General features: G+C 50.2%; 11 protein-coding genes. 4 read left to right on the forward strand and 7 right to left on the reverse strand.

The annotated features are described in order from the left end of the window. Nucleotides 1-5 precede the first annotated feature (5 nt). Nucleotides 6-1046, reverse strand: coding sequence for a tetraacyldisaccharide 4'-kinase (gene lpxK / locus E5987_RS04760; protein ID WP_160334952.1), 1041 nt, complete (start codon nt 1044-1046; stop codon nt 6-8). Between the two features lie 466 nt (nt 1047-1512). Here lpxK and xseA point away from each other — a divergent pair, with 466 nt between their 5' ends. Both xseA and E5987_RS04770 read left to right on the forward strand, forming a co-directional pair. Further along, a complete protein-coding gene (gene xseA / locus E5987_RS04765) occupies nt 1513-3129 on the forward strand; it encodes an exodeoxyribonuclease VII large subunit (protein WP_160334953.1) in 1617 nt (538 codons plus the stop codon). A gap of 58 nt (nt 3130-3187) precedes the next feature. Continuing rightward, on the forward strand, nt 3188-3775 hold the full coding sequence (locus E5987_RS04770) for a superoxide dismutase (protein ID WP_160334954.1): 588 nt from the start codon (nt 3188-3190) through the stop codon (nt 3773-3775). Nucleotides 3776-3858: 83 nt separating this feature from the next. Here the strand turns inward: E5987_RS04770 and E5987_RS04775 are convergent, their stop codons facing one another. Together E5987_RS04775 and E5987_RS04780 are read right to left on the reverse strand one after the other, a co-directional pair. Further along, complete coding sequence (locus E5987_RS04775) at nt 3859-4296, reverse strand: DUF192 domain-containing protein (RefSeq protein WP_160334955.1); 438 nt, start codon at nt 4294-4296, stop codon at nt 3859-3861. Nucleotides 4297-4355: 59 nt separating this feature from the next. Continuing rightward, the gene (locus E5987_RS04780; protein ID WP_160334956.1) at nt 4356-4562 is read right to left on the reverse strand and encodes a cold-shock protein; all 207 of its coding nucleotides are present in this window, start codon (nt 4560-4562) and stop codon (nt 4356-4358) included. Between the two features lie 301 nt (nt 4563-4863). On the opposite strand from E5987_RS04780, the gene E5987_RS04785 reads away from it, so the two are divergent. Both E5987_RS04785 and E5987_RS04790 read left to right on the forward strand, forming a co-directional pair. Then, on the forward strand, nt 4864-5172 hold the full coding sequence (locus tag E5987_RS04785) for an ATP-dependent Clp protease adaptor ClpS (RefSeq protein ID WP_160334957.1): 309 nt from the start codon (nt 4864-4866) through the stop codon (nt 5170-5172). Nucleotides 5173-5184: 12 nt separating this feature from the next. Next, the gene (locus E5987_RS04790; protein WP_160334958.1) at nt 5185-7362 is read left to right on the forward strand and encodes an AAA family ATPase; all 2178 of its coding nucleotides are present in this window, start codon (nt 5185-5187) and stop codon (nt 7360-7362) included. A 7-nt stretch (nt 7363-7369) separates the two neighbouring features. On the opposite strand, the gene dut is transcribed toward E5987_RS04790, so the two are convergent. From dut to ileS, 4 genes are read right to left on the reverse strand one after another with little or no spacing between them, the layout of a single operon-like run. Then, on the reverse strand, nt 7370-7816 hold the full coding sequence (dut, locus tag E5987_RS04795) for a dUTP diphosphatase (protein ID WP_160334959.1): 447 nt from the start codon (nt 7814-7816) through the stop codon (nt 7370-7372). Next, entirely contained in the window at nt 7788-9011 is a 1224-nt protein-coding gene (gene coaBC, locus E5987_RS04800; RefSeq protein ID WP_160334960.1) for a bifunctional phosphopantothenoylcysteine decarboxylase/phosphopantothenate--cysteine ligase CoaBC, read from the reverse strand. Before coaBC ends, dut begins: the two co-directional genes overlap by 29 nt. A gap of 17 nt (nt 9012-9028) precedes the next feature. Beyond that, nucleotides 9029-9532 (reverse strand): signal peptidase II, encoded by a 504-nt coding sequence (lspA, locus tag E5987_RS04805; RefSeq protein WP_160334961.1) that lies wholly within the window; start codon nt 9530-9532, stop codon nt 9029-9031. After that, on the reverse strand, nt 9532-12399 hold the full coding sequence (gene ileS / locus E5987_RS04810; RefSeq protein WP_160334962.1) for an isoleucine--tRNA ligase: 2868 nt from the start codon (nt 12397-12399) through the stop codon (nt 9532-9534). The genes lspA and ileS overlap by 1 nt, the downstream gene beginning before the upstream one ends. Nucleotides 12400-12413 lie beyond the last annotated feature (14 nt).

A 12413-nucleotide genomic window follows, 5' to 3' on the forward strand; every position in this document is an offset into this window, starting at 1 on the left:
ACCGGTTAGTGGTTATTTGTTTTGTAACGTTCGGAAGCAGCCGTGATTTTCTTTTCAATAAAATCAACGAGGAATTTATCCAGCTGCGTTTCTAAAGGAACGACATAAATTCGTTCATCATTTTTGATTTCCGGATGCTTTCTGCACTTCACAGCATCTTTCTCAGTAATAAAAATGAGATCAGCCTTGCTTTCAGCAAAAGGATTTTTTGTGAAGCTGTAATGATCGGGCAGAGGAATCGGGTTGATTTCAAGGTCGTGCGCGCGAAGCATTGAGAAGAACCTGTCCGGAACGGCAATACCCGCCATCGCGTCCGCTTTCAGCTGTTTTTTTGCCTGCATGCGCGCAAGCGTATCCAAAGTAATCTTTTCCCCGCTCGCATAATTGATCGCGTCGGAAAAGCCGCTTGTTGCGGCGTAGCGAGGCGTAGATGAAGTCACAACATCTTCGGTGGCGTTAAGCACAATGGCGTCAACTTCGTCAAGCCGAGCAGGTCTTTCGCGAAGCGGTCCGGCAGGAAGCACCCAGCCGTTGCCTAAACCGCGAGCGCCGATGACAGCGAGCTCGACATCTCTGCCAAGTTCATAATGCTGCAGACCGTCGTCACTGATGAGTACGTTGACAAGCGGGTATTCTGCCAACAGGGATTTGGCGGCATCAACACGCTTTTTGCATACGAAGGTCGGAGCTCCGGTGGATTTTTTGATGAGCAGCGGTTCATCGCCGACGATGTCGGGATTACTGTTTTCCTCAACTTCGACAGGAGCGTCGGCGGCCCCTTTGTAGCCGCGTGAAATGACGCCGGGATTCCATCCTCTTTCCCGAAGAGCGCGAACAAGAGATATGGTTACGGGTGTTTTGCCGGTTCCGCCGACATAAATATTCCCAACCACAACAACCGGGACGCCGACATTCGTGACTTTAGCGTTTTTGCGCCGACGGCTCGAAGCCCACATAAAAACCGCAGAAGCGGGAAGCAGGAGCCAGGAAATTATTCCGCGCTTATCCCACTGTTTATGCAGGAGTGTTTCTAGTTGTACGTTCATTAGACAAGAAGAAAAAATAAAGTTCTATTCTAAATTCTAAACGTTCTGAAATAATCACTCGAGAAAAGCAATTTTTGAACAGCGGGTATCTGTACTGTCGACTTTTTGTTGACGAATGTCCTAAGAGGATTTTTGAAAAAGTCAAGATTTTTCATTCTTCAGATGCAAAAAAACAATTACTTTTGAGTCAATAGGATAGTTATTAAACTTGTCCTCCACATTGTGGATAACTTTGTGAATAAGTGAATAACTTAATGGAAAAATGACAAATGATTTTTGTGCCTTACTCGAATTTTAGATACGAGCCTTTTTATAAAAATTACGTAAAAACAAATAGATATAAGCCAAAAACAAGATTGACAATTAAATTATCTTCCTCCACAGCAGCCGAGTCGGATTGTGAATAAAATTGTGAGTAACTTTTGGGATAACTATTAAATCGCCTGAAAATCGGCTGATTTTTCATATGGATAACGCAAAGATGTCGGTTAAGTTCCTTTCTGTGTATGAAGCGGTTCGTTTGCTGAACAATGCGCTTGCCAACCTAGGGTTCATTTGTGTAGAAGGTGAGGTTTCTGCCTTTAAGCAATACAGCTCCGGTCATTGGTATTTCACGATTAAGGACAGCGACGCAGCCTTGTCCTGCGTTTTGTGGAAAAGCCGCAGTTATGGAATTAGGCCTCCTAAGCTTGGAGATAAGGTCCGATTAAAGGGATCAGCTAACGTTTGGGAGAAGAGTGGCAACCTGTCATTCGTTGCCTCAGAATTAAGTTACGCCGGAGAAGGCGAGCTCTATGAAAAATTTCTGCGCCTGAAAAAAAAGCTTTCAGATCTCGGCTGGTTCGATCATCACAGAAAGAAGGCGATTCCAAGAGTGCCTCACCGCATCGGCATCATCACAAGCCGACAGGGCGCCGCGGTTAGAGATGCGATCCATCGGCTGAGAGAGCGGGCACCGTACGCGTCCATAACTGTTTATGACACACCGGTACAGGGCGTTCGCAATGAACTCAAGATCGCTCGGGCGATCCGATATGCTAATCTTTACGGCAATGATGATGTACTGCTGCTGATTCGAGGCGGAGGAAGCATCGAGGATCTTTGGAACTTTAATGAAAGGGTTGTGGCCGAGGCAATTGTGCAGAGTCGTATTCCGATCATATCCGGAATCGGTCATGAGACAGATACGACGATCTCGGACTTAGCTGCGGACCGAAGAGCTCCGACTCCGACCGGGGCAGCTGAAGCGGCCGCCGAGAAACTGGACGTGCTTCGATCGGAAATCAATACCTTCTGGGACCGCACCGAGCTTACGTTCCGCAAAGACGGAGATCAGCGGTATTTTGATCTGGAGCATTTTTCAGCACGCTTTGAAAACGGCCGGACGTTTCTTGAACCCTTTGCCCGTCACGTAAACCTTGCTTCCCGTTTAGTGCGTGTGGATTTTGCCCGCCTGCATAAAGAGACGTCTTCAAGTTTGGGTGTTCTGGCTCAGGGATTGTCCTCGCTCTTGGAGCAGGAGAAGTCTCGTACGCGGTCCTCGTACCGACAGGCGCAGCAAAGCCTTACCGAAACCGTTCGTGCCGCATCAATGAGCGTGAACTACAGCGGCCGTCCCTTTGAAAAGGCGGAAATGCTGCTTCGCCCCTTTATTCACTCGCTTAAATCGGTTCGATATGGCTTTCAGTGGCCGATGGATCTGCAGACGAATCGTATTCAAACGGCCTTTTACAGTCTGAGTAACAGCTGTACCGAGAGGATGAACGGCCAAAAGGACGATGTGGGACGAAGCTATGCCTGGATACGCAGTTTCCGACCGAATCTCAGCGCTGCGAAAGCGGATGCCGCGGCTCAGTCTATGCGAATGGTGCTCAGCCAAAAACTCTCGACCGGAAAAACTCATTTGTCGGGACTGGATAAATTAATTAAAGTACTCGATCCGAAACTCAGACTGCCTGAAGGCGCCGGCTACATTTTTAAGAACGGTCAGCCGGTGAAACGCGCAAGCGAACTCAGGTTCGGAGACTTGATAGAAATTGAAATGAAGGATGGGAAATTGGTTGCTCGTGTTGGGGCCTCATAAGAGTCCGCTTCGGGTAAACAACCGATAATATCCGAGTATTGATAAGGAGATAAAGAAGATGGCTTTTACAGTTCCGCCCCTCCCCTATGAACAAAACGCGCTTGAACCGTACATGAGCGCTAAAACACTTTCATACCACTACGGCAAACATAATCAGGCTTACAACGACACACTGAACAAGCTGATCGCAGGAACCGAATACGAAAAGATGCCTCTTGAAGAGATCATCCGCACCACTCAGTCCGGTCCGATCTTTAATAACGCGGCTCAGTGCTTTAACCACACTTTCTTCTGGAACAGCATGAAGCCGAACGGCGGCGGCCAGCCCGACGGTGCGCTTGCTGACGCGATCAACGCAAAGTGGGGCAGCTTCGATGCCTTTGCTGAAGCGTTTGCCAACAGCGCGGCCGGAAACTTTGGCTCTGGCTGGACATGGCTTGTTCAGAAAGAAGACAGCACGCTCGACATCGTAAATACCAGCAACGCCGGCACTCCGGTTACCGGTACCGCCACACCGCTTCTGGTGGTTGACGTTTGGGAACATGCCTACTATCTGGATTACTACAACGTCCGTCTGCAGTATGTGAAGGTTTTCCTGGCAAATCTCGCAAATTGGGACTTTGCAGCAAAAAATTTCTCTGACTAATTAGAGAAGTCTAAAAAATAAGGCCGTAGCTGATCTAGGCTGCGGCTTTGTTTTTGCGCGGCAGTTTTCGTCGGAAAATTCGATCAATACGTGAGGACAGACTTTAGAGGGAGCCCCTTGACCTCATACTGTTTTGCCGGATCTAACGCTCCGAACCAGCCTTTGTTCATTTCGAGGGCGTATTTTGCGGGTGCTCGACTGCAATGGATATCGGTCGTTTCGGGTTCCATATCCTCGATATTGATAATTTTTCCAAAGGCGTCAATAAAAGCGACAGAAAGCGGAATTTTGGTGTTTTTCATCCACATGCAGGCGCTTTCTTCGCCGTCCATAATGAACAGCATTCCGTGGTCTTTAGCCATGGAGGTACGGAACATCAGGCCTTTCTGACGCTCAGCTGCCGATATGGCTACTTCCGCCTTAATGGTCTTATTGCCGAACTGAAGCGTGACAAAGTCAGCGGCCTGACAGAGGCCGGAGAACCAAAGCGCTGAGAGCAGAGCGATAGATGTTTTTTTCATAATGAAAACTCGAAAAGCCTTGCGGGGCTTTTCGAGCTTGGATGCAGTGAGAAAGAGGATTACGAGGCCGGTTTGATGTTGTCAGCCTGTTTGCCCTTTTCACCTTCCTTCAGATCGAAAGTGACGCGCTGACCCTGTTTCAGAGTCTTAAATCCGTCCATTTTGATCGCAGAGAAATGCGCGAAAAGATCTTCGCCGCCGTCATCGGGAGTGATGAATCCGAATCCTTTTGCGTCGTTAAACCATTTTACGGTTCCTGTTGCCATATTTAAACTTCTCCAAAAAATAACGGCGATGTCCCAAAATCTCACGCGCCCTGCATATAACGAATTTGACTGCCCTGTGAGTCAAGACGAACAGTCTATGTAAATTGTTAATGGAGTGTTTCAAAATGTCAATTAGTGTTTTACGTGCAGAATAACTTTCAGAAATTGCATGAAAATAACAAATCAAGTAATTATTTGATTAATTGAAATAAAAAACAATTCCCTTCTCGACGGTAAAAAAGAAGCGGATAATCAAATCGTTTCTGCGTTGCACAATAACCACAAAACAAAAGCCGATCATATGAACAGTGATACTGAAAAAGAACAGGTCCGAGTCGTCTATGCGGAGCCGGAATTCCGCATGCCCTCCCTATGGAAAGTTTTTATTCTGAATGATGATGTCACGCCGATGGACTTTGTTGTCGAGGTCCTTGTCTCAATTTTCGGAAAGGAGCATGACGAGGCGCTGGAGCTGATGTATGAAGCGCATAAAACCGGACAGGCTCAGGTCGGTACTTATTCTAAAGACGTTGCTGAAACTAAAATCTTTGAAGTGACGGAGCTCGCTGAAGAAAATGGTTATCCGCTTCGCATGAAAATGGAAAAATAAAAACAGTTAAGCATGGCTAAGTTTTCAAAAGATCTGACGCACGCTATCGGCGCCGCAGCTGACAGAGCAAGCGCCGACAAGGCGGAATTTATTTCGCTCGAATATTTGCTTTGGGCGCTTATTCAGGAGCCCGAGGTAAAAGACGCACTAAGAAAAGAGGGTTTGAGAGAGCGCCGGCTTGAAGCAGGACTCGATCGTTTTCTTCGGGATCAGACGGGCTTTAATCGTCTGGGCGAAAAAACCGATCCGAGACCGACGATTGGTGTCGAGAGAGTGATTAATCGGGCTGCGGACACATTGGTTAAAAGCAATTCGCTCAGACCGCTTAACTGTCTGGATGTTCTTGTCGCGATCGAAGAAGATGAAGATTCCGACGCGGCTTTCTTTCTGAAGCAGTTCGGCATCAGACCGAGTGAGCTGACGCAAACCGATGATCGTGAAATCTCGCAGGAGCAGCCCGAAGATGAAGGCGGAGCCGTGTATGCCCGCTGTGATATTTGGGCCGCCAATGACGCATTTGATCCGCTTGTCGGCCGACAGGAGGAAATCGATCGGCTGATTCTGGCATTCTCCAGAAAAATAAAGAGCAGCGCTTTGATCGTGGGCGAACGCGGCGTCGGAAAGACGACGCTTGCTCAGGGCATTGCGCGCCTCATCGCGCAGGATCTTATGCCCGACAGGCTGAAAGGGATGAAGTTCTGCGCGCTCAATTTCAGCGCTCTCAAGAGCGGATGCCTCTTCTATGGAGATTTAACTAAACGTTTTCGAGACTTTATCGACTCAGTCACGAGAGACAGCAGCGCTATCGTCTTTCTTGACGATATGCATAAGATTCTTAACGGCAGCAGTGCTGACGAGTTCGCTGATTTGCTCGCGATGATGCTCGCGCACCCCAAAATTCATGTGCTTGGCGCTTCTACGCACCGCGGTCTGCGCACAGCGGAAAAAAATATCTCTTCCCTGATATCGTATTTCCAAAAAATTGACTTGCGGGAGCTGTCGGCAGAAGATTCGCTCAAAATTCTCTCCCAAAAGAGAAAATACTTTGAATCATTCCATCACGTGAAATACAGCGACGAAATACTCTCGAAGATCGTCAAACTTTCGGAGTATGTCTCTAACGGAAAACTGCCCGATAAAGCCGTGGACATCATGGACGAGGCGGGCGCGATTCACTATCTGAGCAAAAGCGCGGATCCGCTGGTGACGACAGACGAAGTTGAACGAGTGATCGCTAAACTCGCGCGTATTCCTGAGCAGAAGGTCTCGGAAAGCGGCGGGGAGCCGCTTCGTAATCTGTCCGATAATCTGAAAAAAGTAATCTTCGGCCAGGACCATGCGATTGATGCGGTTGTGAATGCGATCAAACTCTCAAAGAGCGGTTTGGCTGATAAGGAAAAGCTGATCGGCTCCTTCCTTCTTGCCGGACCGACCGGCGTAGGTAAGACCGAATTGGCTAAGCAGGTCGCCAAGCAGATGGGGATGGAATTTATCCGTTTTGATATGAGCGAATATTCGGAAGAGTATTCAGTTTCCAAACTTCTTGGCTCCGCGCCCGGCTACGTGGGCTATCAGGAGGGAGGCCGGCTGACGGAAGCAGTCAGCCGCACGCCCCATGCGGTGCTCCTGCTCGACGAAATCGAGAAGGCACATCCGGCAATCTATAACGTTCTGCTTCAGGTCATGGACTACGGGATGCTGACCGACTCAAGCGGCAAGACCGTGGATTTCAGAAATATCCTCCTGCTGATGACGACCAATGCGGGTGCAGCTGACTACGAAAAGCGAACCATCGGATTTGACAGCACTCAGGGCGCGGTCAACGGCGCTCGGGGCATCAGTGCCGCGTTTGCGCCTGAATTTAGAAACCGACTTGACGAAGTCCTGCACTTTAATCGTTTGGGTCGAGAACAGGTCGCGCTTGTGGCGGATAAACTCCTCAAGGAACTCAGCCGTCAGCTTGCGGAAAAGAATATTTCTATGACATACACCGAGGCGTTGAAAGCGCATCTTATCGCGCACGGTTTTGATCCGCTTCTCGGCGCCCGCCCGATGATTTCGTATATTCAGCGCTCGATCAAGCGCGAGCTCGCCAATGAGATGCTCTTCGGACGCCTGCAGAAAAAAAACAGCGTCACGATTGACGCTGATGAAAAAGATCAAATTCGCTTTGTGTATGAACACGAATAAGCGCGGCTTAGGATCGGCCTGAAGAGCCGAAGCCGCTGCTTCCGCGTTCACTCGCCTGGAATTCTTCTACGATTTCAAATTCAGGCTGAAGCACCGGAACGATAACTAGCTGCGCGATGCGTTCCATCGGCTCAATGGTGTACGGTTTATCAGAGCGGTTCCAGCAGGAAACCATCAGTTCGCCCTGATAATCCGAATCAATCAGTCCGACCAAGTTGCCGAGCACGATTCCGTGTTTGTGGCCAAGACCGGAGCGGGGAAGAAGCATTGCTGCGTAAGACGGATCGTTTAAGAAGAGCGCAAAGCCGGTTTTAATCAGCTCGCACTTTCCGCTTTCAATCGTCAGCGGCTCGTCAATGGCGGCTCTGAGATCCAAGCCGGCGGAGCCCGCAGATGCGTATGAGGGCATATTGCCGCTGATGCGTTTATCTAGAATTTTGATTTGTGCTTTCATGCGTTTTTTGAGAAAGAATGTTGGATGCCTCAAGAATAATGCGCTGAGCAAGTTCTTCCTTGCTCATTTCTTCAAGCGCTTCGGCGCCTGCCTTGGTGATGAAATAAGCCCGGTTGCTGTCCTGTCCGATTGCTGAGGAGTGATTGGCGACAATGAGATCGGCGCCTTTTTTCTGAAGCTTTTTCATGCCGTTTTCGACGAGATCCTCGGATTCGGCGGCAAAGCCGACGCAGACTCGACATAAACCGCTTTTGGCAGTTTCCTGCAGAATGTCCGGATTTTTAACGAGCGTTAGTGTGAGCGTCTCAGTGCTGTCCTCTTTTTTGATTTTTTTCGCAGAAGGATTTTCGACGCGGAAATCACATACTGCGGCAACCGAAATAAAAATATCCGGATGCTGATGCGCGGCTTCCTGAAGGACGGCGCTCTTCATATCCTGAGCGCCTGTCACACCGATGAGCCGCACGCCGTGCGGTATCCGGGCGGAAACTGCACCGGAGACGAGCGTGACTTCCGCACCCGCGTTGCGGGCCGCCTTAGCAATGGCGGCCGCCTGCTTGCCTGAGGAAAGGTTAGTAATTCCGCGCACCGGATCAATCGCTTCAAATGTCGGACCGCCCGTTATGAGAACACGTTTGCCTTCAAGAACTTTGGGCGTAAAAACCGCTTCAATGTCTTCAAGAAGGTGCTGAGGCTCGCTCATTCTGCCGCTGCCGTTCTCTCCGCAGGCGAGTTCTCCACTATCCGGCCCGCTGAAAAAAACTCCGTCACACTGAAGCTGACATACATTTCTCTGTGTTACGACGTTATTCCACATCCGGACATTCATCGCCGGCGCGATAAGAAGTGGGCAGGCGCGCGCGAGAATTGTCGTACTGACCAAGTCGTCGGCAATGCCGCAGGCGGTTTTGGCGATGATATTGGCGGTCGCGGGTGCGATCACCATTAAGTCGCATCCGTCACGAAGTGCAATATGCGCAAGCGGTACCGACGGATTGAACTGATCGGTTTCGACCGGATGGCCGCTGAGCGCTTCAAAGGTGGTTTTTCCAACGAACTGCTCGGCGACCTTGGTCATCATGACCCGAACTTCAGCACCGGACTTCACGAGAAGACGGACGAGCTCACAGGCTTTGTAAGCGGCAATTCCGCCGCTGACGCCCAGCAGGATCCGTTTGTTTTTTAAGACGGACATGTTATTCCTTTTAAGTGCTATTTCTTAGAAAAGAAAAATTCCACAAGGACAACAATAAAGGCTCCGACACAGATGCAGATGTCGGCGACATTAAACGCAGGCCAATGGTAGCCCGCGAGGTGGAAATCAAGAAAGTCAACGACGACTCCGATCGTGAGTCGGTCGTAGGCATTCGCAAGCGCGCCGGACATAACAAGCGAGAGTCCGAGGCAAAGCAGTTTTTCTTGGCTTTTTCTTGCGATCAGAATACAAATAACAAAGCTGACGACGAGTGCGAGTCCGGCAAAAAGGGGTTTCTGCCAGCCGCCCGCGTCTGCAAGGAAAGAGAATGCCGCGCCGCTGTTGTAGGCAACGACAAGATTAAAGAAATCAGTGATTTTGCGGCTGTCGCCGACAATCATCTGATGCTGGACCCAATCCTTTGTCCACTGATCAAGTCCGAACAGAAGCGCTGCAAAAACCAGCCAGCCCAAAAGGGCCGGCCAGTTCCAGCCGCTGTTGATAGCGGTATTTTTTTTCATCAGGCGAAACGTCTGGTTTCAGGAGTTCCGAAAAGATTTCCGATGCAGCGGCAGCAGAGAGTCGGATAGTTCTTGTCACAACCAACGTCTTCCTTGTACTGCCAGCATCTTTCGCATTTCGGCGCGGAGCTCGGTTTGACCGTGATTTCGCGTTTGTCGCTGACACCGTCAAGTGTTGCCTTGCTGGTGATCATGACAAAGGAAAGCTCATCGCCAAGCTGAGAAATGACATCGTATTCGGGCTGAGGAAGCTTCATAGAGACTTCGCCCTGCAGTGAGGAGCCAAGCTGACCCTTTTCACGCAGTCTTTCCAGTTCAACCTGAACGTCAGAGCGCACCGCTCGAATCAAAGCCCACTTGTTGAGAAGCTCGGCGCTTTCTTTAACGTGCGGCAGATCGGTGAATTTCTCAATGAAAATCGAGCCCTTATTGTTCGGGTTGAAGCAGGCATAGGCTTCTTCCGCGGTAAAGGACAGCACCGGAGCGAGAAGCTTCAGAAGCGTATCAGTGATGTACCAAAGACCGGTCTGTGCACTGCGGCGAGCTTGTCCGTTGGCTCCGGTCGTGTAGAGACGGTCTTTAAGAATATCAAGATAGAATCCGCCTAAGTCATCACTCGCAAAAAGCAGAAGCGCTGAGCAAGCGGTATGGAACTCATACTTCGAATAACGTTCGCGGATTTCCTGCTGAAGCTGCTGCATGCGCGCAATCGCCCAGCGGTCAATTTCAACCATGTCTTCAATTGCGACCGCATCCTTGTTAATGTCAAAGTCGGAGACGTTGGCAAGCAGGAAGCGGATGGTGTTGCGGAATCTTCTGTAGCCCTCTACGGTGCCTTTGAGAATTCTTTCGCCAAGACCGATTTCAGCGGTGTAGTCGGAGAGACCAACCCAAAGACGAAGAATTTCAGCGCCGTAACGGTCAGAGATTTCAGACGGTGCAATGACGTTACCGAGAGACTTGCTCATCTTTCGGCCTTGCTCGTCAACTGTAAAGCCGTGTGTCAGAAGCGCCTGATACGGAGGCCTGCCGTCGATGGCGGAGCCGGTGAGCAGAGAAGAGTGGAACCAGCCGCGGTGCTGGTCGCTGCCTTCAAGATAGAGATCTGCCGGGTAGGTCAGCTTGTCGGCATGCGAGCCGCGCATAACGGTGACGTGCGTTGTGCCGGAGTCAAACCAAACGTCCAGAATGTCACTGGATTTTTCGTATTTATCCGTGTCTTTGTCGATCAGATCTTCGACTTTGACGCGTGTCCATGCCTCGATGCCGTCTTTTTCAACCATATCGGCAACTTTGCGCAGGATAGCGAGTGTATCCGGATGTAGCTTGCCCGTCTCTTTATTGATCAGGAAAGGCAGCGGCACGCCCCAGTTTCTCTGTCTGGAAATACACCAGTCGGGACGATTGGCGATCATGTTGTGCAGTCTGGCTTCGCCCCATGCAGGAATAAACTCGGTACGGTCAACCCCTTCAAGCGCGGTTTTACGCAGAGGATCTGCAGGAGCGTCAGCGCTGAAGACTCCTTTGGTGTCCGCATTGGGTTCATCCATGCGGATAAACCACTGGTTGGTGGCACGGTAAATCAGCGGTGTCTTATGACGCCAGCAGTTCATGTAGCTGTGCACCATGCTGCCGCGGGAGAGCAGGTTGCCGGTAATCTGGAGCGTGTCCAGGATCTTGTCTTTGGCTTTCCAAATGTTCAGTCCGCCAAAGAGCGGCAGAGACTCGCTGTAGCTGCCGTTGCCCATCACAGGGTTCAGGATGTCGTCATTAGTGATTCCGTTTGCCTTGCAGGAGACAAAGTCATCCACACCGTATGCAGGCGCAGAGTGAACGATACCGGTACCGGCAGTGGCGTCGACGTAATCGGCGAGGAATACCGGAGAGAAGCGGTCGTAGAAGGGGTCCATCTCGCAAAGCGGATGTTTAAAGCGCAGTCCCTGGAACTCGCTGCCTTTGGCTTTAGCGACCGGTTTGCCTTCGAGGCCGAAACGCTTCAGGGATTCTTCGTACAAAGATTCCGCCAGAACGAACATGCGGTTGGGCGTATCAACAAGAACGTAATCCAGTTCGGGATTCATGTTGAGCGCTTGGTTGGCAGGGATTGTCCACGGAGTGGTTGTCCAAATCACAGCGGCGACAGGCTTATCGCATTTGTAATTAAAGATCTGTTCCAGACGAGGTTTGTCTTCCGCGGAAATCGGGAACGCAGTATCCAGTGTCGGAGAAGACTTGTCCGCATATTCGACTTCAGCTTCCGCAAGCGCGCTCTGGCAGTCAAAACACCAGTTCACGGGCTTGAGGCCGCGGTAAACAAAGCCTTTTTCAAGGATGACGCCAAGCGCACGGATTTCTTCGGCTTCGGTTTCAGGACGCATCGTCAGATACGGATCGCTCCAGTCACCGAGCACGCCGAGACGCTGGAACCCAGCCATCTGGTTTTTGATCTGCTCTTTGGCGTATTCACGGCATTTCTGCATGACTTCTTCTTTAGGAAGATTCTTGCCAAATTTTTTCTCAATCTGAATTTCAATCGGCATTCCGTGGCAGTCCCAGCCCGGAACGTAAGGTGCGTCAAAGCCTTCAAGCGTCTTTGTCTTGAGAATGATGTCCTTCAGAATTTTGTTGACAGCGTGGCCGACATGAATGTTTCCGTTGGCATACGGAGGGCCGTCATGCAGCAGGAAGCGCTTTTCGCCTTTTCTGGCTGCGCGAATTTTCCCGTACACGTCTTTTTCCAGCCAATCCTTAATCCAGCCGGGTTCACGGGCAGGCAGATTGCCTCTCATGGGAAAGGGTGTATCAGGAAGATTCAGCGGATATTTTTTAGCGGCTTCCTTAGCCGCGGCGTCATTTTTTTTACTCATCTTTATTCCTTGGC

It is taken from the genome of Parasutterella muris (assembly GCF_009767915.1).
Taxonomy (GTDB): domain Bacteria; phylum Pseudomonadota; class Gammaproteobacteria; order Burkholderiales; family Burkholderiaceae_F; genus Parasutterella; species Parasutterella muris.

Coding starts and splice junctions, on each gene's coding strand:
- coaBC (WP_160334960.1), bottom strand. CDS start 9,011: ATGTCCGTCTTAAAAAACAAACGGATCCTGCTGGGCGTCAGCGGCGGA.
- lpxK (WP_160334952.1), bottom strand. CDS start 1,046: ATGAACGTACAACTAGAAACACTCCTGCATAAACAGTGGGATAAGCGC.
- E5987_RS04790 (WP_160334958.1), top strand. CDS start 5,185: ATGGCTAAGTTTTCAAAAGATCTGACGCACGCTATCGGCGCCGCAGCT.
- xseA (WP_160334953.1), top strand. CDS start 1,513: ATGGATAACGCAAAGATGTCGGTTAAGTTCCTTTCTGTGTATGAAGCG.
- ileS (WP_160334962.1), bottom strand. CDS start 12,399: ATGAGTAAAAAAAATGACGCCGCGGCTAAGGAAGCCGCTAAAAAATAT.
- E5987_RS04770 (WP_160334954.1), top strand. CDS start 3,188: ATGGCTTTTACAGTTCCGCCCCTCCCCTATGAACAAAACGCGCTTGAA.
- dut (WP_160334959.1), bottom strand. CDS start 7,816: ATGAAAGCACAAATCAAAATTCTAGATAAACGCATCAGCGGCAATATG.
- E5987_RS04780 (WP_160334956.1), bottom strand. CDS start 4,562: ATGGCAACAGGAACCGTAAAATGGTTTAACGACGCAAAAGGATTCGGA.
- lspA (WP_160334961.1), bottom strand. CDS start 9,532: ATGAAAAAAAATACCGCTATCAACAGCGGCTGGAACTGGCCGGCCCTT.
- E5987_RS04775 (WP_160334955.1), bottom strand. CDS start 4,296: ATGAAAAAAACATCTATCGCTCTGCTCTCAGCGCTTTGGTTCTCCGGC.
- E5987_RS04785 (WP_160334957.1), top strand. CDS start 4,864: ATGAACAGTGATACTGAAAAAGAACAGGTCCGAGTCGTCTATGCGGAG.